Genomic DNA, 24,746 nt, shown 5'->3' on the forward strand with positions numbered 1-24,746 from the left:
GCACTACCCCTGGCGGCCGGTCGGCTCTCCACTCGCTGTCCACCAGCGGGGAGATCCAACTGGCCGCGCTATCAGGAATCCGATCCGAACTCTGACGGGCCACACCAGGGTTCCTCCGAGAATCTTCAGGCCCGCGTCCCCGAACTGCCGGGAGGGACCGGCACATCGTTCTTCTGGGCCGCTACCTGTTCAACAGCACGGCCAGCGGACGGGGCCGGGGGCCTGCGCCCCTTCCCGGATCCCGATGCCGCCGAGGGCGGGGAGGCCGAGGACGGCTGAGGACCCAGGTCCCGTCCGACGTGCCGGCCGGGACCTGGGGGTGGCTCAGTCGGCCTGATTGTCGGCCTGCTTGGGCAGGCAGAACATCAGGGCCCACATCAGGGCAAGGAGGCCGCAGACCCACCACAGCACGGTGACGAACGCGTCGCGGTTGACCGCGCCGTCGGGAGAGCCGCCGGTGATGGCGAAGAACACCACGGCGGTGAGCGCGGTGCCCAGCGCGATGCCCAGGTGAATGGCGGTGTTGAACAAGCCCGAGGCCGAGCCTGCGTCCTCGTGCGGGACCCTGGCCAGCGACAAATCGGCGAGCGGGCCGGAGACCATGCCCAGACCGAAGCCGATCAGCACCACCGGAGGGGTCATCGCCAGCAGGGTCAGGTCGGCCCGGTCGCTGCCGATCTGGAGCCCGTAGGTGACCATCGCAGCGGTCGCGATGAGGGCTCCGGCCTGCGGCAGACGGCGGGCGAAACGTCCGGCGGTCTTCGCCGCGGCGGTCGCGCCGCCCAGTTCTCCCACGGAGAGGAGCACGAAGGCCACGGCCGCCTCAAGCGGGCTCATGCCGAGTCCGCGCTGCAGGTACAGCGTCCAGGTCATGAAGAACAGGCCGCACAGCAGGCCGTGCATCAGGTCCGCGGCCATGCCCCCGGAGAACTGCCTGACCCGGAAGAGGGACAGGGTCACCAGCGGGGCGTTGCCCTGCCTGCGCCGCTGGTGGCGCAGGAAGACACCGAGGACCAGGACTCCGACGGCGAGCATGGCGAAGCACCACAGCGGCCACCCGTGGGCGTGGCCCTCGGTGAGCGGGAAGAGGATCAGGATGATGGCCAGGCCGGACAGCAGCATGCCGGCCAGATCGAGGCGGTCGGCCTTGCGGACGGTCGACTCGGGGATGAATCTGCGTCCGAGGAGGAGTACAGCCAGCCCGACGGGCACGTTGACCAGGAAGATCGGCCGCCAGGACAGCCCGAACAGGTCGGCCTGGGTGAGTACGCCGCCCAGGACCGGTCCCAGGACGTTGGCGATCGCCAGGACGGCCCCGTACAGGCCGAATGCCTTGCTGCGGTTCTGACCTTCGAAGGTGACGTGCATGGTCGCCAGGACCTGCGGGATCATCACGGCCACGCCGACACCCTGGAGCAGACGGGCACCGATCAGCACGCCCGGGCCGGTGGCCAGTCCGCACAGCAGCGAGGCGGCGGTGAACACGACGGTGCCGATGAGCAGGATCCTGCGGCGGCCATAGATGTCACCAAGCCGTCCGCCGGTGATCAGCCCGACGGCGACGGGCAGGGAATAGGCGCTGGTCAGCCACTGCACCGCGACCGGTCCGGCACCGGTCGACTCCTGGATGGCCGGCAGCGCGGTCAGGACGACCGACTGGTCGAGCATGTTCATCAGCTCGGCGGTCAGCAGCACCAGGAGGGCGATCCAGGCCCCCATGGCCATCTTCGAGGGTCCAGGTGATGGGTGGGTCGGGGTCTGGGTGGTGGTGTGCTCTGGCTCGTTGTCGAGCGCGGAGGAAGACAAAACGGAAACTCCTGATCCAAAGGAATCGGGGAGCCCTGCCGAGAGCCGCACCGGGGCCGGAAAACACGGAACCCGGGGCAGACGGCAGAGCTGCACCCGGGAAGGAAAACTGCGGGGAGGGGTGACGCAACTCAGGCCAGCGCGACGTCCGCCCCCGGACACGTGCGACAACACAGCACGCAGGGAACACGGACGACTACATGGCCTGGTTAATAAGACGTCACCCCAAGATCGACACAGAAGGAACAGGAAGTCCGGTCACTGCCACCGAAACCTTGGCGCAGGAACTCGAACACGCTACAGCACCCCCACGCCACTCCGCACAGCAGAATGGACCCGCCCCTTGCTCGGTCGCAAGGCTCAGCGGCCAGGCGATGCAGCCCGGCCAGGCGATGCAGCCCGGCCGGGCTCCACGCGTCCGGCGGCTACTGGAGGCAGTCCTCGCCGTCTTCGGCTCGGCACGCGCCTTCCTCACCCCACCCATCCACATTCCGGGGATGCTGGCCCCGGCAGCTGCTGTCGGCGCCCGGCCTCCCGTCAGCACGGTGCGGATCGGACTGAGGGGCTGCGGGCAGGACGAGCCGAAGCCCGAGCCCGCGCTTCTCGGCCTCGGCGGCTGCCCGCGCCAAGACCACGTACCAGTTCTCCGAAGGGTCGATGCGTACGAGGATCTCACCGACTTCACTCGTCATCATGACGCCTCACTCCTGCTTTCGTCGCCGTGGCGGGGGATGAGTTCGACGGGGCAGTGCGCATGGTGCACGAGGCTGTGCGTCACGCGCCCCAGGGTTCGGCCGACATATCCGGGCTTCCGGCGCCCGCCGATGACCAGCAGATCCGCGTGACGGGACGCCTCCACCAGCACCCCGGCCACGGACACGCTCTCCTCGGAGTCGGCCTGTACGGTCAGAGAGGGGAATTCGTCCCGGATCTGCTCCGCGACGAACGCCAGACTCGACTGCTCGTGATGGCCGACGCCCTCGTTCAGGCCCTTGAGTTCTCTCACCGCCGAGCCGACGGACTGCAGGATGCTCCGGACATGCAGCAGTCGCAGTGAGGCCTTGCGTAGTTCGGCCGCCCGCGCGGCATGACGCACGCAATCGAGGTCGCGCTCGTCGCGGACGCCGGCCAGCACGACGTCGTGCCCGGCCGCCTCCTCGCTCCCCCGGACGACGACCACGGGCGTGCGGGCCTCCGCCACGACCTTGAGCCCGACCGAGCCCAGGGTCAATGAGCTGAATCCGCCCGGACCCCGATGACCAACGACGAGGGTGCCGCAGCTGCTTGCGGCCCGGCGCAGGCTCATGGCAGGTCCGCTGCGGCTGAGCTCCGTCGTCACGGAGAGCGCGGGATGGCGGCCCTGCGCAGCCTGCGCGGTACCTTCAAGCAGGTCACGACCTTCGGTACTGACCCGTTCCAGGTCCTCGTCCGAGAGATCGAGGACGCGGCCGTCGATGTCGGACCCGAACACGATGTGCAGAGGGCGCCTGCGGCGGGCGGCCTCGTCCGAGGCCCAGAGCGCCGCCCACCGGGCCGGCCCGGACCCGTCGACGCCGACGATGACCGATCCGAGTGCCGGACCGCCACGGTTGCTTTCCATGGTTCCTCCACGCTGACTGCTCCTTGGGGACAGCTCCACGCTGTCACCGCGGCGACCGACAGCAGAGGGTCCCTCAGGACCTCATCTGGGCCGAAGGTCCCGGCCGATGGCTCGCAGACGACAGTCCCTGCTGCTCAATCACGACTGCACCGATGATCACGCGCTGCCGCTGCCTATCCGGTCTCGGCGACATCTCCGCACCGGGTGAATGCCCAGTCCCACCTGGACCTGCGCAGCTTCGCTACGGTCTTGCTTCTTGTCGTCCCCCGCCACTCGCGTGGCGACCGGTGCTCGGCGCTGGCGCATACCCGCACCCTCGTTGCCGGTCGTCGCGGGCCTCGTCGTGGCGCTGCTGCCCGGCGCCCCGCAGATACACGTCACCCCAGAGCTCATCGGCCTCGTAGCCCTGCCGCCCCTGCTGTACGCCGGCGCCGAGGAGATGTCCTGGCGCGAGCTGCGCGCGGTGTGGAAGCCGGTGTCCCCCAGCTCCAGTACGCACTGACCAGCCGCATCATCCTCGAACGGGCCAAGGGGATCCTCGCGGAGCGCTGACAGTGCTCCCTCGACGACGCGTTCGTCGCCCTCCGCTCCTACGCACGCGCCCACAACCTCCGACTCACCCAGCTAGCGGCCGAGATCGCCGACGTCACCTTCGACACCACTCTCATCCCGCTGGGAGATGAGCCGCCCAGGTAGTGCCACCCACAGGACCGACAGGGCGCGGGCGGCCCAGAGCGGAGCCCTCCTGCTGAGCCGACCTCATCTTGTCGCGGCCGGCGGAACGGTCGTTCTTCCCCTCCTTTAGCCCTGGTCCTACTCTCCCAGTGGGAAGTGGTCCCGGCGCGGTGCAGCCCCCGCGAGGTGCCGCCCTTCCCGGGCTCCCAGTCCCCGAGCCGGAACGGATTACCGAGGCCGGGCCGGAGCCCTATCGCAGAACGCCGACGCGCAGAGCTCCGACCTCCGTCCTGCGCGCGTTCGAGACGGAGTGCCGGTCACCGGCTCCGTAGACGCGGAGGACACCTGCGGGGACGCGACAGCGGCGCTATCGCGTCCCCCTGCGCACGGCCACCGCCTTGGGGGCGGCGGCCGTGCGGCCAGGCACTCCCCGGCCGTGCCGCGTGGCCTCACATCACTTCACCTCACAGGGTGCGGAGCTCGGTGGTGAAGACCTGGCCTGCGACGTTGCCCCCGAGGATCAGGCCGTCAGTGGCGTCCCACGGGTAGCGGACCCCGAGCCAGATGCGACTGTCGACATCCTCCTTGGCCGCGGCGCTGAAGCTGGTGAAGTGGCGCTGCTTGACCGGTGCGTTGGGTTCGTCGGTGTGAGGTCGAAGGCGATGGTGTCGCTGCCGAAGTAGCGCTTCATGATTCCCGCCCAGGCGGCACCGAAGGAGGCATGGCCGGACACGTAAGCGGGGAAGCACGGGCTGACGTTGACACCGGCGTTGTTCTTCAGGAGGGGCTTCCACTCCGGGTCCAGGCCGCCCTCGCGAATCGCGGAGACCGGGCCGCACCAAGATCCGGACCATATCCGGACCAGGCGCCGCCAGAGGACGGCGCCAACTGCCGTTTCCCCTGGTCGGCATGGGTGTAGCTGCCGTACCACCAGGAGACGAAGAATCTGCCGGTATCCAGAGTCCGAGTCCAGCGGGAATCCGGGCGTCGCTGTGTCCCGGCCCACTGCCTACAGCATGCCGGGGTGCGTCATGCACTCGAATCCGGTCGCCGCGGCGTGCCGGCCAACGCCCAGTGCGAAACGAGCCCGAGAGGCGGAACCCAGCCTGATTCTCCGCGCTTCCGCTTTGCCCGCATCGGCCCAAATCAGGTCGCGCTCAACGCAGCGTAACCTGCACCGAACCAGCACGGGACGGGTCGCGAGGGGTGCTGACGTGGGGTTTCGGGTCAGCACCAAACCAGCACGGGAGTCAGCACCGCCTACCCAAAAGAGCCCTGACTCTCCAATTCCGACAGGGCTTCACGACCCTGTTCCGGAGGGGATGCGGGGCAGGAGTTCCGGTCATATGGTGCGCGGGCACATCAGGTGTAGCCCGATTGTGATGGCGGGCCACATATGCGGTTGACCTGGGGACTTCTACGTTGTGGCCACACCCGACGTCCCCGCAGACACCCTGGAAGTGGTGCACATGGTCTCCCCCGGAACCGTCCCGCAGGCTCCATCCGGAATCCGGCGGATCGTCGCCGCCAGTCTCATCGGGACCACCATCGAGTGGCCGCTGCCTTCCCGACCGCCACCCGCCAACTGGCCCACCATCATCACCATGAGGCCGACGACCAGAATCGCGCCTCCGGTCAGGGTGCCCCAGTGCCGGGTCCCGGAATCGCTGATCACCAGCCCGAAGAGCACCTGCCAGCACAGTGCCAGGGCCGCCACCAACTGACCCCATCCGTAGACGCGAGGGCTGTGGACGTGGCGCCGGTTCATGGGAAGTACCCAGCCACGGGCGACCGCGGCCACCCCGGAGACGGCGATGAGCAGTGCGATGAGCACCAGAGGTACGGCGAGGTACGGCTTCATGTTCTCTCCTGTGCGCCGGACCCGTGCCGCACGCAAGCGCGATCATCACACTCACCGCGCCCCGCGTACGAGGCATCGCACGGGTTCAGGAACAGCAGTCGCAGCCGGGGCCGCAGCCCGCACGCGTCCGTCGCGGAGTCGGCGGACGGCGCGACCGCCGCAGTGGCGGGTGTCGCGCAGCAGCCCTTGCCCTGCCAGGCGTCGCGGCCTTCCTTCACCGCGATGGCGGCGATGACGAGGGCCGCGATCGGGTCGGCCCAGCTCCAGCCGAGGGTGGCGTTGAGGACCAGGCCCACGAGGAGGAAGGCGGAGAGGTAGGTGCAGAGGAGGGTCTGCTTGGAGTCGGCGACCGCGCTGGCGGAGCCGCCCCGAGGGCGAGTACGGTCCTGCGGATGCTGCGGTCGGGGCGCCAGAAAGTGGGCACAGAAGTGAGAATCCCGCCGGATCCTCGTCCAAGCGAGGGTCCGGCGGGATTCCTGTCGGCTTCTTGACGTCGGCGTCGGACGTCAGCCGGCGTGGACGTGCGGGCGGCGGGCGCGGTCCGGTTCGGCCTCGCGGATGACCTCGCGGGTGACGGGGGCGACTTCGCCCTGGCCGAAGAGGAAGAAGCGCAGGAAGTTGGCCATCGGGTTCCCCTCGGTCCACTCGAAGTAGATGTGGGGGCGCTGGCCGGTCTCGTCCCGGACGTACAGGAGGAGGGCGGCCAGGGCGTTGGGAATGCTGGAGCTCTCCAGGGTCAGGACGCGGTAGCGGTCGTGGAGGACCTCGCCCCGTACCCGCATGCCGGATTCGAACTCGGAGGCGTCCAGGACGGTGACCTCGACGAACATGACGTCGTCCTCGGACGGGATGTCGTTGTCCGCGCGGATCTGCTGCTTCTTCTGCCGGTACTCGTCCAGGTCACGGCTGTCCGGCTCGTTGGCGATGAACCGGATCGTGCGGTTGGCGGTGTCGCGGATGAACCGCTGGGCCATGTCGTCCAGCTCGATGTCCGTGACACGGAGTTCGAAGACGCGGGCGAGCCGGGAGAGCAGGGAGAGGGCCATGATGCCGGCGATGAAGCAGGCGCCGATCTTCACGCCGTCGGGGCGCTCCACGACGTTCACGGCGGTGGTGTAGACGAGGACCGCGGAGATCACGCCGAAGGCGATGGTCCAGCCGCGCTCGCCGGCCCGCCGGGCCGCGATGGTCACGGCGACCGCAGCCGAGGTGATCAGGACCAGGACACCGGTGGCGTAGGCGCCGCCCTGCGCGTCCACATCGGCGTTGAACAGCCAGGTCACCAGGAAGGCGATGAGGGTGAAGACGATGACCATCGGGCGCAGGGCACGCGCCCAATGCGGGGCCATGCCGTAGCGGGGCAGGTAGCGCGGCATCAGGTTCAGCAGGCCAGCCATCGCGGAGGAGCCCGCGAACCACAGGATCAGGATCGTGGAGATGTCGTAGACGGTGCCGAAGGCCGAGCCCAAGTACTCGTGGGCCAGGAAGGCGAGGGCACGGCCGTTGGCCTCGCCGCCCGGCTGGAACGCGTCGGCGGGGATCAGCAGGGTGGTGATGAAGCTGGACACGATCAGGAAGACGCTCATGATCACGGCGGCGGTGGTGAGGAGCTTCTTCGTGCCGCGGATCCGGCCCGCCGGCTTCTCCGGGGTGTCATCCGGATCGCCTTCGACGTGCGGCATGACCGCGACGCCCGTCTCAAATCCGGACATGCCCAGCGCCAGCTTGGGGAAGACGACCAGCGCGATGGCGATCATCATGAACGGACTGCCGTGCTCGGTGGTCAGCGCCTGCGACCAGTCGGTGATGACGTGCGGTTCGCTCAGTACCTTCCACACGCCGACGGCCATGACGATCACGTTGAGGCCGAGGTAGGTGGCCACCAGGACCACGGCGACGCCAATGGCCTCGCTGAACCCCTTGAGGAACACGGCTCCGAGCAGCGCGACCATGATCAGCGTGATCAGAACCTCGTGCCCGTGCAGGGTGGAGGTCAGGTGCGGGTTCTCCACCAGGTGCGCGGTGGCGTCGGCGGCCGAAAGGGTGATGGTGATGAGGAAGTCGGTCGCCGCGAACCCCAGGAGGGTCAGGACGAACAGCTTGCCCTTCCAGAACGTCAGCAGCCGCTCCAGCATGGCGATCGAGCCCTCGCCGTGCGGGCTCTCCTCCGCCACCCGGCGGTACACCGGCAGCGCGCCGAAGAGGGTGAGTATGACGAGCACGATGGTCGCCAGCGGGGACAGCAGTCCGGCGGCCAGCGCTGCGATACCCGGCTGGTAGCCGAGGGTGGAGAAGTAGTCGAGACCCGTCAGACACATGACCCGCCACCATGGCCGGCCGTGGGGCTGGGCAGCCGACTCTTTGGCGGCGGGCGAACTGGTGTCGGCGGTCAGGCCTTCCAGCATCCACGCGCGCAGGCGCGAGGAGCGGGCAGGGGTGGCCATCGTGGGGGGCTCCTGTCGTACGGCAAAGAATCAGCCATCGACATCGACGGCGGAGCAAGCGTACGCAGGCTGATCACTTATGCACGCAGCTGAGCGAATCCTGACGCGTCCTTAACACGGACAGACCCACCGGCGGCGTAGCGGCCGCATCGCGCCCACGTCGAAGGTCGAGAGCAGCTCCGTACGAGGCGCGGGGGCGGCCCGGACGGGGGCCGCCCCCGCAGGGGAACCAGCGGAGTGTGGATCAACGCTGGCCGGCCTGGTGCGGCCTTGGTCTGTGGTCTGTGGTGAACGAGGTCTTGGACGGCCCTCAGCCGAGGCCGGGGACGGTGGACACCAGCAGGTCGATGAGCTTGATGCCGACGAACGGCAGGATCAGGCCGCCAAGGCCGTAGACGCCAAGGTTGCGGCGCAGCAGGTCGTGCGCGGAGGCGGGGCGGTAGCGGACGCCGCGCAGGGCGAGCGGGATGAGGGCGACGATGATCAGGGCGTTGAAGATGATCGCCGAGGTGATCGCTGAGGTGGGGCTGCTCAGGCCCATGATGTTGAGCGCGCCGAGTCCCGGGTAGGCCGCGGTGAACATGGCCGGGATGATCGCGAAGTACTTGGCCACGTCGTTCGTGATGGAGAAGGTGGTCAGGGCGCCTCGGGTGATGAGGAGTTGTTTGCCGATCTCCACGATTTCGATGAGCTTGGTGGGGTTGGAGTCGAGGTCCACCATGTTCCCGGCCTCCTTGGCGGCCGAGGTGCCCGTGTTCATCGCCACGCCCACGTCGGCCTGCGCTAGGGCGGGCGCGTCGTTCGTGCCGTCGCCCGTCATCGCGACGAGCTTGCCGCCCGCCTGCTCCCGCTTGATCAGCGCGAGCTTGTCCTCGGGGGTGGCTTCGGCGAGGTATTCATCGACTCCCGCCTCGGCGGCGATGGCGCGGGCCGTCAGCTCGTTGTCGCCGGTCACCATGACCGTACGGATCCCCATGGCGCGCAGCTCCGCGAAGCGCTCCCGGATCCCGTCCTTGACCACGTCCTTGAGGTGGATGATGCCGAGGACCCGCGGGCCGTCCCAGTCGTGGACCGCCACCAGGAGAGGGGTGCCGCCGGACTCGGAGACAGCGGCCGACCAGTCGGCGGCCTCGGACGGTACGGTCCCGCCGCGTGCCACCACCCAGTCGCAGACCTGCTTCACCGCACCCTTGCGGATCGCGCAGCCGGCGCCGTTGTCCCAGCTCAGGTTGACGCCACTCATTCGGGTGCGGGCACTGAACTCGGTGAAGCGCGGGTTGCTCAGATCCTCGGCGACAGCCGGCTGGAGCCCGTACTGCTGGGCCAGGGCCACGACGGAGCGGCCTTCGGGGGTCTCGTCGGCGAGGGAGGACAACTGGGCGGCGTCCGCGAGCTTGACGTGCTCGACGCCGGGCAGCGGGATGAAGGCCGCGGCCTCGCGGTTGCCGAGGGTGATCGTGCCGGTCTTGTCGAGGAGCAGGGTGTTGATGTCGCCGGCCGCCTCTACTGCACGGCCGCTCATCGCGATGACGTTCCGCTGGACCAGGCGGTCCATACCGGCGATGCCGATCGCGGAGAGCAGGGCGCCAATGGTGGTGGGGATGAGGGTGACGAGGAGGGCGACCAGGACGGTCGTGGACTGGGCGGCGCCCGCGTAGGCGGCCATCGGCTGGATGGTGACCACGATCAGGATGAAGATGACGGTCAGGGCGGCCAGCAGGATGTTGAGCGCGATCTCGTTCGGGGTCTTCTGCCGGGTGGCGCCCTCGACCAGGGCGATCATCCGGTCGATGAAGCTGTTCCCGGGGCGCGAGGTGACCCGTACGACGATCGAGTCCGACAGGACGGTCGTGCCGCCCGTGACACCGGTCCGGTCGCCGCCCGACTCCCGTAGTACGGGGGCCGATTCGCCGGTGACGGCCGACTCGTCCACCATCGCGGCGCCGTCGACCACGTCCCCGTCGGCCGGGATCAGCTCGCCGGCCTCGACGAGGACGAAGTCAAAGGGCTGGAGCTCGGCCGGGGTCACCGCCTCGGTCTCGGCGCGCCGCAGGTTGGCCCCGTACGTCCAGTGGTTCAGCCGGAGCGCGACCGTGTCCGTACGCGCCTTGCGCAGCGACTCGGCCTGAGCCCGGCCGCGGCCTTCTGCAACGGCCTCGGCGAGGTTGGCGAACAGGACCGTCAGCCACAGCCAGACGCTGATCACCCAGGTGAAGACGGACGGGTGGACGAGCGCCGAGAGCGTCGTCAGGACCGATCCCACCGCGACGACGAACAGCACCGGCTTCTTCACCAGTTCACGCGGGTGTAGCTTTCCGACGGCCTCACGCGCGGAGGCTGCGAGGAGCTCGGGCTCCAGCATGTTCACCTGGCCGGAACGCTTCCGGGACGGGCGGTTGACCGGGGTCCGCGGAGGGGTTCCGAGACCCGGGGGAACGTGCTGCGCGGTGGCGGGAGCCATGAAAGGACCTTCTGGTGAGTTCGACTTCGGCAAGACACCCCTGCCCGCGAGCCGGGCAGGGGTGCTTGAGAGAGGGGTGTCGCCGCCGGGGGACTACTCCATGGACCCCCTCGGCCGTCATGTGAGTGATCGAGGCCCCCCGGCAGCGCAACAAGCAGGAAACTACCGCCCGATGTAGAGCTGTCCCCCATCAACGCGGAGGAATTGGCGCCGTCTTGACGGCGGCGCACTAGATGCGTCAAGCATCCGTCAGAGGTGCGTCAACGCAGGTCAGCGCACGTCGTCGGTGATGCGGAAACGCAGCCGGCAGATGACGGCGTCGGTGTCGCGGCGGACCGCGTGCGCGACGACGGATCCGCGCTGGTTCTGGAGCATCCGCTGCCACAGGTGGGCGGGTTCGGTCTCCGGGATGAGGACGGTCACCTGGGTGCCCGGATGCGTCTCCGTCAGCTCGCGGACGTATGCCGACACCGGACGGCCGAGCGAGCGGGTGCTGGAGGGCACCTCGACCAACTCGACCCCGGGCTTCCACAACTCCCAGTCCCGTCTCAGGGCTTCCGCAGCCTGCTGGTCCTCCGGAACCGGGTGGGTCACGGTCACGGCGAGGACCTCGTCGCCGAGCGAACGTGCGGCGGTCAGGGCCTGGCAGGTCAGTTGGGACAGTCCGGAGACCGGTACGACGACCAGCGAGCGGGAGCGCAGGGGCGCCTGCGGGATGCGGCCGAGCTCCAGGCGTTCACCGATCTGAGCGTAGGCACGGTGGATCTTCTCGAACGCGAGGACGATGAGCGGCAGGGCGAGGACGATCAGCCAGGCGCCCTCGGTGAACTTCGTGGCGGTCACGACCACCGCCGAGACCCCGGTGAGCAGCGCGCCGAAGCCGTTGAGAGCCGCTTTGGCCCGCCAGCCCCGGGGGCGCTCGCCGCGCCAGTGCCGGACCATGCCGATCTGGCAGACGGTGAAGCCGACGAAGACGCCGATCGCGAAGAGCGGGACGAGGGTGTTGGTGTCGCCGCCGGAGAAGACGAGCAGGGCCGCCGAGACGAGTGCCAGCCAGACAACACCGTGGCGGTGCACCTGGCGGTCGGCCTTGAGGGCGAAGACGTGCGGCAGGAAGTTGTCGCGGGCCAGCAGGCTCATGAGCACCGGCAGCCCGCCGAAGGAGGTGTTCGCGGCGAGCGCGAGGAGCACCATGGTGGCGAACTGGACCACGTAGAAAGCAGCGTTGTGGCCGAAAGACGCGTCCGCGAGCTGAGCGAGGACGGTGACCCCCTCGACCGGCTGGAGGTGGAAGCGGCCGATCAGGACCGAGAGCCCGATCAGCATCACACCCAGCAGGGCTCCGAGCGCCACCTCGGTGCGTTGGGCACGGCGAGCGGCCGGGGCACGGAAGGACGGCACCGCGTTGGCCACGGCTTCGACGCCGGTCAGTGCCGAGCAGCCGGCCGCGAAGGCCTTCAGCAGCAGGAGCGCACCGACCGTGGTGGCCCCTTCGCCCAGCACGGAGGCGTGCCCGGCGGCCGAGGCGGTGCTCACCGGCCCGTCACGGAACAGGCCGACCACGACCATCGCCAGGATCGACCCCACGAACACGGCGGTGGGGACGAGGAAAGCCTTGGCCGAGTCCACGACCCCCCGCAGGTTCACCGCCGTGACCAGGACCAGCACCGCGAGGCAGATCCACACCCGCTCCGGGTAGAGCTCCGGAAAGGCCGAGGTCAGGGCGGCCACGCCGGCCGTGACGGAGACGGCCACGTTCAGCACGTAGTCGAGGATCAGCGAGGCCGCGGCGACGAGGCTCGTACGTCGCCCCAGGTGTCTTTTGGCTACGGCGTACGAGCCGCCGCCGTCCGGGAACGCTGCGATCACCTGCCGGTACGAGGCCACCAGGACGGCCAGCAGCGCCGCGATGGCCAGGGTGACGGGGAGCGTGAATCCGAGGCCGTAGGCTCCCGCCGCCGCGAGGACCAGCACGATCGACTCCGGCCCGTAGGCGACGGAGGCCATCGCGTCGAGCGACAGCGCGGCGAGGCCCTGGAGCGCGGTCAGCCGGTGCGGGTCCTCCACCACCTGCGTCCGTGCGCCGATATCAGGAGGTTCCTCCGTGCCCGGCGCCTGTCCGGCCGTCGTCGACTTTTCCATGTGCATGGACATCTCGCTCGTTCCTCCGTTGGACAAAGTGAGGACAGCGTCCGGACGGCGCGGCCGGATGACCAGTGCTCTTGGCGCGATCCATACGGCTGCCGCCCCACTCTTCACGCACCCCTTACGCCCTGGACGGAGATCCGTATGAAGGGCGTCAAGACCTCGCCAGGGTGAGTGACTCCTCCTTCAGCGGGGGCACGCTTGATGAGGGCAGGCCGTGTCAGGCCACCCCGATTGGACCCGAGCGGTTCCGATCAAGACCTGCGTCTCCGGACAGGAGGCATCACGTGTCCGGGTACCGACACCGACTCCACGACCGCGCCGTGCTGCTCGCGGCGCTCGTGGCCCCCTTCCTCGTAGCGCTGGCGCTCGTGCCGTTCCGCGGAGACCTCTCGGCGACCAACGAGGCTCTGATCATGGTCGTCGCCGTGGTCGCCGTCGCCGCACTCGGCACCCGGGCCGCCGGCGCCCTGGCCGCGCTGTCGGCGGCGGGCTGGTTCGACTTCTTCCTCACCAGGCCCTACCAGCGGTTCGCCATCGCCGACGGCGACGAGATCCAGACGGCCGTCCTGCTGCTCGTCGTCGGCCTGATCGTCTCCCAGCTGGCCGTACGCGTGCGCCGGCTCCAGACGGTCGTGGTCACCGACGCCGCACACCTGTCGAGCCTCCAAGGCGCCGCGCGGCTGGCCGAGGACGGCGGCTCGCCGGAAGCCGTGGTCGAGTACGTGCGCCGAGAGCTCGTCGGCCTGTTGGGGCTGCGCGGCTGCCGCTTCGAGTACGGAAGCCTCATGGGCCGGCTGCCCCGGCTGGAGCGCGACGGCAGCCTGTGGCTGCGCCGCGGCGGCCGCATCACCCAGTACGCGGACTGGCCGGACGGAGAGACCGAACTGCGGGCCGTCGGCGGAGGCCACTACTACGGCCGCTTCCTCCTCGATCCACTGCCGGACCGGCCCCTGCCCCCGGAGGAAGCCCGCCTGGTGGCGGTCGCACTGGCCGCGCAGGTAGGCGCCGCCCTGGACACGGCCGGCCTCTCCCACCAGGGCTGACCGGCGATTCACGACCCCTGGCGTAAGTGTGGCGTTAAGAGTTCCCCGGCGGCCGTATGGACACCGTCAAGGCCTCTTAACGCCGGGATGAAGACACGGTTATCTCGTCATCGGCATCGGCCGTCTGGCCGATTCTTTTCTTCCCTCTTCATCCAGGAGCTCACGGTGGCCGATCTGGCCTTCGTCGTCACCACGGTCGCGGTCTTCGCGCTGGTGGCCCTCATCGCCCGGGGGGTGACCAAGCTGTGAACGCCGAAAACATCGTCGGCCTCGTCGTGGCCGTCTCCCTGCTGGGATACCTCATCCTCGCCCTCGTGTACCCGGAGAGGTTCTAGCCACCGATGAGTCCCGTTCTCGCTGGTGTGCTCCAGCTCCTCGCACTGATCGCCGCGCTCGCACTGGCCTACCGCCCGCTGGGCGACTACATGGCCAAGGTCTACTCCTCGGAAAGGCACTACAAGCCGGAGAAGTGGATCTACAAGGCCATCGGTGCCAACCCGTCGGCCGAGATGCGCTGGCCCGCCTACCTCCGCGGCGTCCTCGCCTTCTCCGCGGTCTCCGTCCTCTTCCTCTACGGCCTCCAGCGGGCCCAGGGGATCCTGCCCGGCTCGCTCGGCTTCTCCGCGATCGACCCGGACCAGGCCTTCAACACCGCCGCGTCCTTCGTCGCGAACACCAACTGGCAGTCGTACTACGGCGAGCAGGCCATGGGCCACGTCGTACAGACCAGCGGCCTGGCAGTACAGAACTTCGTTTCGGCGGCGGTCGGCATGGCCGTCGCAGTGGCCCTCGTGCGAGGCTTCGCCCGCTCCCGCACCGGTGAACTCGGCAACTTCTGGGCCGACCTGGTCCGCGGCGTCGTCCGAATCCTGCTGCCCATCTCGGTGATCGGCGCGATCGTCCTGGTGGCGTGTGGCGCGATCCAGAACTTCGCCGGCATCCACGAGGTCGGCCAGTTCATGGGCGGCTCCCAGCAGTGGAATGGCGGCGCGGTCGCGTCGCAGGAGGTCATCAAGGAGCTGGGTACGAACGGTGGCGGTTACTTCAACGCCAACTCCGCCCACCCCTTCGAGAACCCGAGCCCCCTCTCGAACCTCTTCGAGATCTTCCTGATCCTGCTCATCCCCTTCGCGCTCACCCGCACCTTCGGCCGCATGGTCGGAAACCTGCGCCAGGGCTACGCGATCCTCGCGACGATGGCGACCATCTGGCTCGGGTTCACCGCGCTGATGATGTGGACCGAGTTCGCGCACCACGGCCCGGCGTTCGACGTCGCCGGCGGTGCGATGGAAGGCAAGGAGACCCGGTACGGCATCGCCGCATCGTCGATCTTCTCGGTCGCGACCACGCTCACCTCCACCGGCGCGGTCAACTCCTTCCACTCCTCCTACACCGGCCTCGGCGGCGGCATCCAGCTGCTGGGCATGCAGCTCGGGGAGATCGCGCCCGGCGGCGTCGGCTCGGGCCTCTACGGCATGCTGGTCATGGCGATCATCGCGGTGTTCATCGCCGGCCTGATGGTCGGTCGCACGCCCGAGTACCTGGGCAAGAAGATCGGCACCCGCGAGATCAAGTTCGCGGCGCTCTACATCCTCATCACCCCGGCCCTGGTGCTGTGCTTCACGGCTGCGGCGATGGCCCTGCCCACGCCGGCCAACTCGATGACCAACAGCGGGGCGCACGGCTTCTCCGAGATCCTCTACGCCTACACCTCCGGCGCGAACAACAACGGCTCCGCCTTCGCGGGTCTGAACGCCGACACCCAGTGGTTCAACTCGACGATCGGCATCGCGATGCTGCTCGGCCGTTTCCTGCCGATGGTGTTCGTCCTGGCGCTGGCCGGCTCGCTCGCCGAGCAGAAGCCCGTCCCCGAGACGGCGGGCACCCTGCGGACCGACAAGCCGCTCTACACCGGCCTGCTCGTCGGAACCATCCTCATCGTCACCGGTCTGACCTACTTCCCGGCCCTGGCGCTGGGTCCGCTCGCCGAAGGGCTCGCATCATGAGCACCGCCACACCTACAAGGGCTCCGCACCAGGACGTGCCCACCGGCCACAAGCCGGACAGCGGACGCGTGGGCGGCGGCCTCTTCGACCCCAAACAGCTGCTGAAGTCCTTCCCCGACGCGGTGAAGAAGCTCGACCCGCGCGTCATGATCAAGTCCCCGGTCATGTTCGTCGTCCTGATCGGCTCGGTCGTCACCACCGCCCTCGCGATCAAGGACCCGACCGACTGGTTCGGCTGGGCAATCGCCGCCTGGCTGTGGCTGACCACCATCTTCGCCAACCTCGCGGAGGCCGTCGCCGAAGGCCGGGGCAAGGCCCAGGCCGACACCCTGCGCAAGGCCAAGACCGACACCATCGCCCGCCGTCTGACCAAGGACGGCAAGGGTGAGGAGCAGGTTCCCGGCACGGAGCTGCGCATCGGCGACCTGGTCGTGTGCCAGGCCGGAGACATCATCCCGGGCGACGGTGACGTCGTCGAAGGCGTCGCGTCCGTCGACGAGTCGGCCATCACGGGTGAGTCCGCGCCGGTGATCCGCGAGTCGGGCGGCGACCGCTCGGCCGTCACCGGCGGCACCAAGGTGCTCTCCGACCGGATCGTCATCAAGATCACGACGAAGCCCGGCGAGACCTTCATCGACCGGATGATCGCGCTGGTCGAGGGCGCGGCTCGGCAGAAGACGCCCAACGAGATCGCGCTCAACATCCTGCTGGCCTCGCTGACGATCGTCTTCCTCCTCGCGGTCGTCACTCTCCAGCCGTTCGCCATCTACGCGGGCGCCGAGCAGTCGATGATCGTGCTGACCGCACTGCTGGTCTGCCTCATCCCGACCACCATCGGCGCCCTCCTCTCGGCCATCGGCATCGCGGGCATGGACCGGCTCGTGCAGCGCAACGTCCTCGCGATGAGCGGGCGCGCGGTCGAAGCCGCCGGTGACGTCTCCACCCTCCTCCTGGACAAGACGGGCACCATCACCCTCGGCAACCGCCAGGCCTCGGAGTTCGTCCCGGTCAAGGGCACGACGGAAGCCGAACTGGCCGACGCCGCCCAGCTCTCGTCGCTCGCCGACGAGACCCCCGAGGGCCGCTCGATCGTGGTCCTCGCGAAGGAGAAGTACGGCCTGCGCGAACGCCACCAGGGCGAGCTGTCCCACGCCACCTGGATCGAGTTCACCGCCCAGACCCGCATGTCCGGCGTGGACGTGGACGGCAAGCAGACCCGCAAGGGCGCGGCCGGCTCGGTCATCACCTGGGTCAAGGAGCAGGGCGGCCACGTCTCCGAGGACGCCGACCTCCTCGCCAACCGGATCTCCGAGGCCGGCGGCACCCCGCTGCTCGTCGCCGTCAAGGACGAGAAGGGCGCCCGGATCCTGGGTGTCATCCACCTCAAGGACGTGGTCAAGGAGGGCATGCGCGAACGCTTCGACGAGCTGCGGCGCATGGGCATCAAGACCATCATGATCACGGGTGACAACCCGCTGACCGCAAAGGCCATCGCCGAAGAGGCGGGTGTCGACGACTTCCTCGCGGAAGCAACGCCCGAGGACAAGATGGCCCTCATCAAGCGGGAGCAGGCCGGCGGCAAGCTCGTCGCCATGACGGGCGACGGTACGAACGACGCCCCGGCCCTCGCGCAGGCCGACGTAGGCGTGGCGATGAACACCGGAACCTCGGCCGCCAAGGAGGCCGGGAACATGGTGGACCTGGACTCCAACCCCACCAAGCTCATCGAAATCGTAGAGATCGGCAAGCAGTTGCTGATCACCCGAGGGGCCCTGACCACCTTCTCGATCGCCAACGACGTCGCGAAGTACTTCGCGATCATCCCGGCCATGTTCGCCGTGGTCTACCCCGGCCTCGACAAGCTCAACATCATGGGCCTCCACTCCCCGGAGTCGGCGATCCTCTCCGCGGTCATCTTCAACGCTCTGATCATCATCGCCCTGGTGCCGCTCGCCCTCAAGGGCGTCCAGTACAAGCCGACCAGCGCCGACAAGATGCTCCGCCGCAACATCGGCCTCTACGGACTCGGCGGCCTCATCGCCCCGTTCGTCGGCATCAAGATCATCGACATGATCATCTCCCTCATCCCCGGCCTCTCCTGATTAGGAACGTGCTGATCCCGCCATGAACAGTTCCGTATCCAGCACCTTCCGCCTGATCGGCGCGGGCCTGCGCGCCCTCCTCGTCCTGACCGTGATCTGCGGGGTCATCTACCCGCTCGCCGTCACCGGCATCGCCCAGGCCGCCTTCAACAACAAGGCCAACGGCTCGGAGATCAAGGACAAGAGCGGCCAGGTCGTCGGCTCCTCCCTCATCGGCCAGACCTACAACCTGCCGAAGAAGGACCCCAACGACGCGGAGGAAGCGTCCAAGCCGGACCTCAAGTGGTTCCAGCCCCGCCCCTCCAACGGCCTCGGCGCCAACAGCGTCAACACCCAGTACGCACTGATCCTCTCCGGCGCCACCAACCGCTCCGCCGACAACGGCGCGGTCAACGGCAAGTGCACCGACCAGGCGGAGGAAGGCACCCTCTGCGCCCAAGTCGTCGCCGCCAAGGACGCCGTGGTCGCGGACAACTCCACCGCCTCCTACCAGGTCAAGCCCGAGGACGTACCGGCCGACGCCGTCACCTCGTCCGGTTCGGGCCTGGACCCGGAGATCTCTCCCGAGTACGCCAAGCTCCAGATCCACCGGGTCGCCGAGCAGAACAAGCTCGACGTCAAGCAGGTCGAGAAGCTCGTCGCCGACCACACCGAGGGCCGGACGCTCGGCTTCATGGGCGAACCCCGCGTCAACGTCCTCGAGCTCAACATCGCCCTGAAGGCGCTGTCCAAGAGCTGATGTTCCACATCGCACGGTAACGAAGCCGGCGGGGCGCCGAAGCTCCCCCAGCTACCGCTGGGAGGAGCCCCCGGTGCCCCGTCGGCTTCTTGCCGTGCCCGCAACGAAGGAAAGGCTGCACACCGATGACTCGGGTGCTGGTAGTGGAAGACGACCCGCAGCTCGTCCGCGCACTGAAGATCAACCTCCAGGCGCGCAAGTTCGAGGTCGAGGAAGCAGCCGACGGCAGCACGGCCCTGCGGCTCGCCGCCGCCCACAAGCCGGACGTCATAGTGCTCGACCTCGGACTGCCCGACATGGACGGCATTGAAGTCATCAAGGGTGTCCGCGGCTGGAGCAAGGTCCCCATCCTGGTCCTCTCCGCCCGACACACCTCGGAGGACAAGATCCGCGCCCTGGACGCCGGCGCGGACGACTACGTCACGAAGCCGTTCAGCATGGACGAGCTGCTGGCCCGTCTGCGGGCAGCCACTCGCAGGCAGGAGGGTCCCGAGGCCTCCCAGTCGGCCGAGGTCTCCGTCGTCACGACCGACGAGTTCAGCATCGATCTGATCGCGAAGAAGGTGCACCGGGGCGAGCGCACCGTGCGGCTGACCCCGACCGAATGGCACCTGCTGGAGATCCTCATCACCCACCCGGGTCGGCTGATCAGCCAGGGGCAGCTGCTGCTGGAAGTCTGGGGACCGACCTACGGGGAGAACACCAACTACCTGCGGGTCTACATGGCCCAGCTACGGCGCAAACTGGAGGCGGATCCCTCACACCCGCGCTATCTGATCACCGAGCCGGGCATGGGATACCGCTTCGAACCCTGATCACCCGCACGAAGATCCACAACAGAGCCCCCATCACCAGCAGAGAAGAAGAGTCGGAACATGGGACGCGGCAAGCTCCGCATCTACCTCGGCGCGGCACCGGGCGTCGGCAAGACGTACGCGATGCTCTCCGAGGCGCACCGCCGGACCGAGCGGGGCACCGACTGCGTCGTCGGCTTCGTCGAGCACCACCACCGCCCGCGCACCGAAGTCATGCTGCACGGCCTCGAACTCGTCCCGCGGCGCGAGATCGCGTACCGCGGCTCCACCTTCACCGAGATGGACGTCGACGCGATCCTCGCGCGCCGCCCCGCCGTCGCGCTGGTGGACGAGCTCGCGCACACCAACGTACCGGGCTCGCGCAACGCCAAGCGCTGGCAGGACGTCGAGGAACTGCTCCAGGCCGGCATCGACGTCGTCTCCACCGTCAACATCCAGCACCTCGAATCGCTGGGCGACGTGGTCGAGACGATCACCGGGGTCCGTCAGCGCGAGACGGTCCCCGACGAAGTCGCCCGGCGGGCCGATCAGATCGAGCTGGTCGACATGTCCCCGCAGGCCCTGCGCCGGCGCATGGCCCACGGCAACGTCTACAAGCCCGACAAGGTCGACGCGGCCCTCTCCAACTACTTCCGCCCGGGGAACCTCACCGCCCTGCGCGAGCTCGCCCTGCTCTGGGTGGCCGACCGGGTCGACGAGTACCTCCAGGAGTACCGCGGCGAGCACAACATCCGCTCCACCTGGCAGGCCCGCGAACGCATCGTCGTCGGCCTCACCGGCGGCCCGGAAGGCCGTACGCTCATCCGCCGCGCCGCCCGCCTCGCCGAGAAGGGCTCCGGCGGCGAGGTCCTCGCCGTCTACATCGCCGCCAGTGACGGCCTGACCTCCGCCTCCCCCAAGGAACTCGCCGTCCAGCGGACCCTGGTGGAAGACCTCGGCGGCACCTTCCACCACGTCATAGGCGACAGCGTCCCCGACGCACTCCTGGAGTTCGCCCGCGGGTGCAACGCCACCCAGATCGTGCTCGGCGTCAGCCGCCGCCGCTCCTGGCAGTCCGTCTTCCGCCCCGGCGTCAGCGCCACCGTGGCCCGCGAATCGGGACCCGACCTCGACGTCCACATCGTCACCCACGACGAGGCCGCCAAGGGCCGGGGTCTCCCGGTCGCCCGAGGGGCGCGGCTGGGGCGCTCGCGCATCATCTGGGGCTGGGTGGCCGGTATCGCCGGCCCCGCGCTGTTGACCGTCCTGCTCAACCAGATCGTCCCCGACATCGGGCTCGCGAACGACATGCTGCTCTTCCTCACCTTCACGGTGGCGGCGGCACTGTTCGGTGGACTGCTCCCCGCACTTGCCTCGGCGGCCTTCGGCTCCCTGCTCCTGAACTACTACTTCACCCCGCCGCTGCACGAGTTCACCATCTCGGACCCGAAGAACATCGTCGCCATCGCGATCTTCGTGGGCGTGGCCGTGTCGGTGGCATCCGTGGTCGACCTGGCCGCCCGGCGCACCCACCAGGCCGCCAGGCTGCGCGCCGAATCCGAGATCCTGTCCTTCCTCGCGGGCAGCGTCCTGCGCGGCGAGGACTCCCTCGACGCCCTCCTGGAGCGCCTCCGCGAAACCTTCGCCATGCAGTCGGTCGTCCTCCTGGAACGCACCAGCGAGGTCGACCCGTGGACCACGGCCGCATCCGTCGGCACCGGCGCCGTCAGCCGCCCCGAGGACGCGGACGTGGACCTGCCCATCGGCGACAACATGGCCCTCGCCCTCACCGGCCGGGTGCTCCCGGCCGAGGACCGCCGGGTCCTCGGCGCCTTCGCCGCCCAGGCAGCCGTCGTACTCGACCGCCAGCGCCTCGTGGACCAGGCCGAGAAGTCCCGCGGGCTCGCCGAGGCCAACCGCATCCGCACCGCCCTGCTCGCCGCCGTCAGCCACGACCTGCGCACCCCGCTCGCCGGCATCAAGGCCTCCGTCAGCTCCCTGCGCTCCGCCGACGTCGAATGGTCCGAAGAGGACAAGGCCGAGCTCCTGGAGGGCATCGAGGACGGCGCCGACCGCCTCGCCGCCCTGATCGGGAACCTCCTCGACATGTCCCGCCTCAACACCGGCACCGTCGTCCCGCTGATCCGCGAGACCGACCTCGACGAGGTCGTCCCGATGGCGCTGGGCGGCGTACCAGAGGACAGCGTCCTCCTGGACATCCCCGAAACCCTGCCGATGATCGCCGTCGACCGCGGCCTGCTGGAACGGGCCGTCGCCAACATCGTCGAGAACGCCGTCAAGTACAGCCCAGCCGGCCAACCGGTCAACGTCTCGGCCAGCGCCCTCGCCAGCCGCGTCGAACTGCGCGTCGTCGACCGGGGCCCCGGGGTCCCCGACGAAGCCAAGGACCGCATCTTCGAACCCTTCCAACGCCACGGCGATGCCCCACGCGGAGCCGGAGTCGGCCTCGGCCTCGCCGTCGCCCGCGGCTTCACCGAGGCCATCGGCGGCACACTCACCGCCGAAGACACCCCCGGCGGCGGCCTCACCATGGTCATCACCCTCCCCATCGCGGGCAGCGCCCCGCCGGTCACCGCGGAACTCCCGACCTCGGCGGTCACCTGACATCACGGCGACCGCCGACCAGGCTCGGTCCCGGCGATCGCCGGTCACTTCCCGTGGCCGGCGATCGTCGCTCGTCTCAGTGCAGTGGGCCCGCGATCGCCGTCAGCGCGGCGAGGTGGCGCCGATAGGTGGCCAGTCCCTCCCCGGTCAGACACAGCCAGGTCCGGGGCCGGCGCCCGACCTGCCCCTTCTCTACCGTCACCCAGCCCGCTTCTTCCAGGCGCGAGACCTGTTTCGACAAGGTGGAGTCGGTGATCTCAACGAGATCCCGGACATAGGCGAACTCGGCCTTCTCCACGGCAGCGAGCGCCGCGATGATCGACAGGCGGACCGACGACTCCAGAAGGGGCGCGAGTCCGTGTCGCGGATGGGGTCCCTGACCGGCACCCGTCGAAGCTTTCGGCGTCATACGGCGCGCGCCTCCCGCCAGGCTGCCGCGGCGGCCGGCAGCGCGCACGCGACGGCGGCCACGGCCGCGAAAGCGATGCTGTCCAGGAAGACGGTGAGGCCGAGCACGAGGGCCAGGACGTAGGCGACCGCCCAGACGCCGATCACTCTGAGGTGACGGCCTCCGTACCCGCGCGGGACCACGGGCTGCCGAGTCGCGAACAGGGACAGCCCCATGACCACAAGGGCGTTGGCCAGCGTGCTGACGATGGTCCCCGTCGGCCCGTGCCACATCAGTACCGTCGGCACGAGGACGAGCTGCCACACGGCGAACAACCAGAGGTACCCGGCGTACCAGCCGCTCCGCCCCCTCGCGGCCGACTCGATCCGCGCGATCCCCTTCAACGATGCGACCGCATCGGCCTGTTCAGGCATGGCCCACCCCTCCCGTCGCCGCCGGGCAACCTTGAGCTGCCACCCCGGCATCTACTTTCCATACTAGCAAGTACTTGCCGATGAGGAAGCTCGGTGCACGCAGGGGCCTGGAAACACGCGAGCCGTCCGGCTCCGGTATCCCCCACCGGAAGCCGGACGGCTCATGTGTTGTACGACGTTGACCGGTCCGCGGTCGCATCGACCCCTACCCCCACGGTCGGGCCATGCGCCTCCTGTCGGTGTTCAGGTCACCGACCTCCAGCCGCGTACCGCCGGGCCGTCACCCGGCTCCGTCGCTCCGCCAGTCTGCTTCCGGCCGACGGCCTCGACAACACCTCTTGACGCGTTCCTTCCGCGCGACCGGCGATCTTTGATGCGGCCCTGATGACCTGCAGGAAGACCGGACTCACCCCTTCACCCGACGGCCATCAGGAGGCCGTCAAAGTCCCGTTCAGGAGCTTGCCGCCACATCCCCCGTACGCTGGGATGGACTCATGAACAGCGGTCCGCGCTACGACGATCGGCCACCGAATCCGGTGCAGCCGACGGCGCCCGCTGTCCGCCCGGCCGACTGATAGCGGCCGCGCGTCCTCCGCGTATCTGCCGACTGTCCCCGAGGGGTGCCGGTCTTGGCCTCGTACGCATCCTCACCTCCACCGCATGACCTGAGCCCACGCCCCTGCTTCAAGCCGGGGTGCCGGGGGCGTCAGCCATGCCTGCTTCCAGGAATCGACATGTCCTCATCCCTGCCCGCATCCCTGTCCGGACGTACCGTCCTCGTCACCGGAGCCACCTCCGGCATCGGCTACGAGAGCGCCCGCCAACTCGCTGAACTCGGCGCCACCGTCCTCGTCCACGGCCGCACCCCCGAAGAGGCGCAGGCCGCGACCGACCGGCTGATCGCCTCCGCAGGCATCTCCGCCGCTCTACTGCGTCCGCTCGCCGCCGACTTCGCCCGCCTGGACGAGGTCGAGAACCTCGCTCACGCCGTCGTACGGGACCACCCGCGCTTGGACGCGCTCGTCAACAACGCTGCCATCGCCGCGCCCGAGCGCCACACGCTCACCGCAGACGGCAACGAGATCTCCTTCCAGGTCAACTTCCTCGCCCACTACCTCCTCACGAACCTCCTGGAGCCCGCCCTCACCACCGACCCCGGCGGGCGCGTCGTCAACGTCTCCTCCGCACTGCACCGTTCAGGGGCCATCCAGTGGAACGACCCGCAGCGGGTCCGGCGTTACTCCCGCCTCGCCGCGTACGCCCAGTCGCAGCTGGCCCTGACCGTCTTCGCCGCCGACCCGCGCGTCACCGCCGTCTCCGTCAACCCCGGCATCTGCGACACCGGCCTGCTCCCCCTCTACGGACACGAGGGCGCGCCGGCCGCCGAAGGTGCCGAGCACGTCGTACGGCTCTGCGACCCGGCCACCGAGATCGTCAACGGCGCCTACTACGACCGCTCCGAGCGCGTCGCCCCGGCCGCCGCCGCCACCGAGGACCGCACCATCAAGCGCCTCAACAAGCTCGCCGACCTCCTCGTCGGCCACACCGCCTGAAGGGATCCACAGCCATGTCCAAGCGCGCCCGTAAGAAGAGATCCCGCCGCAAGAAGGGGTCCAACCA

17 protein-coding genes and 2 pseudogenes are annotated in these 24,746 nt (G+C 69.1%); 10 read left to right on the forward strand and 9 right to left on the reverse strand.

The features are described 5' to 3' along the window. Positions 1–324: 324 nt before the first annotated feature. Both OHU74_RS00495 and OHU74_RS00500 read right to left on the reverse strand, forming a co-directional pair. Complete coding sequence (locus OHU74_RS00495) at positions 325–1,806, reverse strand: MFS transporter (protein ID WP_371613996.1); 1,482 nt, start codon at positions 1,804–1,806, stop codon at positions 325–327. A gap of 691 nt (positions 1,807–2,497) precedes the next feature. After that, on the reverse strand, positions 2,498–3,445 hold the full coding sequence (locus OHU74_RS00500) for a universal stress protein (protein ID WP_371613997.1): 948 nt from the start codon (positions 3,443–3,445) through the stop codon (positions 2,498–2,500). Positions 3,446–3,634: 189 nt separating this feature from the next. On the opposite strand from OHU74_RS00500, the pseudogene OHU74_RS00505 reads away from it, so the two are divergent. Next, positions 3,635–3,887 (forward strand): annotated as a pseudogene (locus OHU74_RS00505) (cation:proton antiporter); the annotation flags it as partial. A 1,611-nt stretch (positions 3,888–5,498) separates the two neighbouring features. Here the strand turns inward: OHU74_RS00505 and OHU74_RS00510 are convergent. The 5 genes and pseudogenes from OHU74_RS00510 to OHU74_RS00530 all read right to left on the reverse strand — a co-directional run bounded on the left by OHU74_RS00510 (position 5,499) and on the right by OHU74_RS00530 (position 13,001). Continuing rightward, positions 5,499–5,942, reverse strand: coding sequence for a hypothetical protein (locus OHU74_RS00510; RefSeq protein WP_371619893.1), 444 nt, complete (start codon positions 5,940–5,942; stop codon positions 5,499–5,501). An 85-nt stretch (positions 5,943–6,027) separates the two neighbouring features. After that, positions 6,028–6,307: pseudogene (locus tag OHU74_RS00515) on the reverse strand (cation transporter); the annotation flags it as partial. Between the two features lie 141 nt (positions 6,308–6,448). Continuing rightward, positions 6,449–8,386: an APC family permease gene (locus OHU74_RS00520; protein ID WP_371613998.1), complete on the reverse strand. Its 1,938-nt coding sequence runs from the start codon at positions 8,384–8,386 to the stop codon at positions 6,449–6,451. 310 nt (positions 8,387–8,696) lie between these two features. After that, entirely contained in the window at positions 8,697–10,847 is a 2,151-nt protein-coding gene (gene kdpB, locus OHU74_RS00525) for a potassium-transporting ATPase subunit KdpB (RefSeq protein WP_371613999.1), read from the reverse strand. A 270-nt stretch (positions 10,848–11,117) separates the two neighbouring features. Further along, the gene (locus tag OHU74_RS00530) at positions 11,118–13,001 is read right to left on the reverse strand and encodes an APC family permease (protein WP_371614000.1); all 1,884 of its coding nucleotides are present in this window, start codon (positions 12,999–13,001) and stop codon (positions 11,118–11,120) included. A 278-nt stretch (positions 13,002–13,279) separates the two neighbouring features. Between OHU74_RS00530 and OHU74_RS00535 the strand changes: the two genes are divergently transcribed. From OHU74_RS00535 to OHU74_RS00570, 8 genes are all read left to right on the forward strand, one after another. Continuing rightward, on the forward strand, positions 13,280–14,038 hold the full coding sequence (locus tag OHU74_RS00535) for a DUF4118 domain-containing protein (protein ID WP_371614001.1): 759 nt from the start codon (positions 13,280–13,282) through the stop codon (positions 14,036–14,038). An 87-nt stretch (positions 14,039–14,125) separates the two neighbouring features. Next, positions 14,126–14,287, forward strand: a complete 162-nt coding sequence (locus tag OHU74_RS00540; RefSeq protein WP_371614002.1) for a hypothetical protein — start codon at positions 14,126–14,128, stop codon at positions 14,285–14,287. Then, positions 14,284–14,373, forward strand: coding sequence for a K(+)-transporting ATPase subunit F (gene kdpF, locus OHU74_RS00545; protein WP_037690508.1), 90 nt, complete (start codon positions 14,284–14,286; stop codon positions 14,371–14,373). Before OHU74_RS00540 ends, kdpF begins: the two co-directional genes overlap by 4 nt. 6 nt (positions 14,374–14,379) lie before the next feature. Further along, positions 14,380–16,044 carry a potassium-transporting ATPase subunit KdpA gene (gene kdpA, locus OHU74_RS00550; protein ID WP_371614003.1) on the forward strand — a complete coding sequence of 555 codons (1,665 nt, stop codon included), beginning with the start codon at positions 14,380–14,382 and terminating at the stop codon, positions 16,042–16,044. Continuing rightward, the gene (kdpB, locus tag OHU74_RS00555; RefSeq protein ID WP_371614004.1) at positions 16,041–18,146 is read left to right on the forward strand and encodes a potassium-transporting ATPase subunit KdpB; all 2,106 of its coding nucleotides are present in this window, start codon (positions 16,041–16,043) and stop codon (positions 18,144–18,146) included. The genes kdpA and kdpB (OHU74_RS00555) overlap by 4 nt, the downstream gene beginning before the upstream one ends. A gap of 22 nt (positions 18,147–18,168) precedes the next feature. After that, positions 18,169–18,885: a potassium-transporting ATPase subunit C gene (locus OHU74_RS00560; RefSeq protein ID WP_371614005.1), complete on the forward strand. Its 717-nt coding sequence runs from the start codon at positions 18,169–18,171 to the stop codon at positions 18,883–18,885. 125 nt (positions 18,886–19,010) lie between these two features. Beyond that, a complete protein-coding gene (locus OHU74_RS00565; protein WP_371614006.1) occupies positions 19,011–19,700 on the forward strand; it encodes a response regulator in 690 nt (229 codons plus the stop codon). Between the two features lie 60 nt (positions 19,701–19,760). Beyond that, positions 19,761–22,304, forward strand: coding sequence for an ATP-binding protein (locus OHU74_RS00570; RefSeq protein ID WP_371614007.1), 2,544 nt, complete (start codon positions 19,761–19,763; stop codon positions 22,302–22,304). Between the two features lie 76 nt (positions 22,305–22,380). Here the strand turns inward: OHU74_RS00570 and OHU74_RS00575 are convergent, their stop codons facing one another. Together OHU74_RS00575 and OHU74_RS00580 are read right to left on the reverse strand one after the other, a co-directional pair. After that, a complete protein-coding gene (locus OHU74_RS00575; RefSeq protein ID WP_371614008.1) occupies positions 22,381–22,713 on the reverse strand; it encodes a winged helix-turn-helix domain-containing protein in 333 nt (110 codons plus the stop codon). Continuing rightward, positions 22,710–23,126 carry a hypothetical protein gene (locus OHU74_RS00580; RefSeq protein ID WP_371614009.1) on the reverse strand — a complete coding sequence of 139 codons (417 nt, stop codon included), beginning with the start codon at positions 23,124–23,126 and terminating at the stop codon, positions 22,710–22,712. The genes OHU74_RS00575 and OHU74_RS00580 overlap by 4 nt, the downstream gene beginning before the upstream one ends. Positions 23,127–23,860: 734 nt before the next feature. Between OHU74_RS00580 and OHU74_RS00585 the strand changes: the two genes are divergently transcribed. Further along, positions 23,861–24,679 carry an SDR family NAD(P)-dependent oxidoreductase gene (locus OHU74_RS00585; protein WP_371614010.1) on the forward strand — a complete coding sequence of 273 codons (819 nt, stop codon included), beginning with the start codon at positions 23,861–23,863 and terminating at the stop codon, positions 24,677–24,679. Positions 24,680–24,746: the final 67 nt, after the last annotated feature.

Source organism: Streptomyces sp. NBC_00454, from assembly GCF_041434015.1.
GTDB lineage: Bacteria > Actinomycetota > Actinomycetes > Streptomycetales > Streptomycetaceae > Streptomyces.

Coding starts and splice junctions, on each gene's coding strand:
- OHU74_RS00510 (WP_371619893.1), bottom strand. CDS start 5,942: ATGAAGCCGTACCTCGCCGTACCTCTGGTGCTCATCGCACTGCTCATC.
- OHU74_RS00520 (WP_371613998.1), bottom strand. CDS start 8,386: ATGGCCACCCCTGCCCGCTCCTCGCGCCTGCGCGCGTGGATGCTGGAA.
- kdpB (WP_371613999.1), bottom strand. CDS start 10,847: ATGGCTCCCGCCACCGCGCAGCACGTTCCCCCGGGTCTCGGAACCCCT.
- OHU74_RS00530 (WP_371614000.1), bottom strand. CDS start 13,001: ATGTCCATGCACATGGAAAAGTCGACGACGGCCGGACAGGCGCCGGGC.
- OHU74_RS00540 (WP_371614002.1), top strand. CDS start 14,126: ATGAAGACACGGTTATCTCGTCATCGGCATCGGCCGTCTGGCCGATTC.
- kdpA (WP_371614003.1), top strand. CDS start 14,380: ATGAGTCCCGTTCTCGCTGGTGTGCTCCAGCTCCTCGCACTGATCGCC.
- kdpB (WP_371614004.1), top strand. CDS start 16,041: ATGAGCACCGCCACACCTACAAGGGCTCCGCACCAGGACGTGCCCACC.
- OHU74_RS00560 (WP_371614005.1), top strand. CDS start 18,169: ATGAACAGTTCCGTATCCAGCACCTTCCGCCTGATCGGCGCGGGCCTG.
- OHU74_RS00565 (WP_371614006.1), top strand. CDS start 19,011: ATGACTCGGGTGCTGGTAGTGGAAGACGACCCGCAGCTCGTCCGCGCA.
- OHU74_RS00570 (WP_371614007.1), top strand. CDS start 19,761: ATGGGACGCGGCAAGCTCCGCATCTACCTCGGCGCGGCACCGGGCGTC.
- OHU74_RS00575 (WP_371614008.1), bottom strand. CDS start 22,713: ATGACGCCGAAAGCTTCGACGGGTGCCGGTCAGGGACCCCATCCGCGA.
- OHU74_RS00580 (WP_371614009.1), bottom strand. CDS start 23,126: ATGCCTGAACAGGCCGATGCGGTCGCATCGTTGAAGGGGATCGCGCGG.
- OHU74_RS00585 (WP_371614010.1), top strand. CDS start 23,861: ATGTCCTCATCCCTGCCCGCATCCCTGTCCGGACGTACCGTCCTCGTC.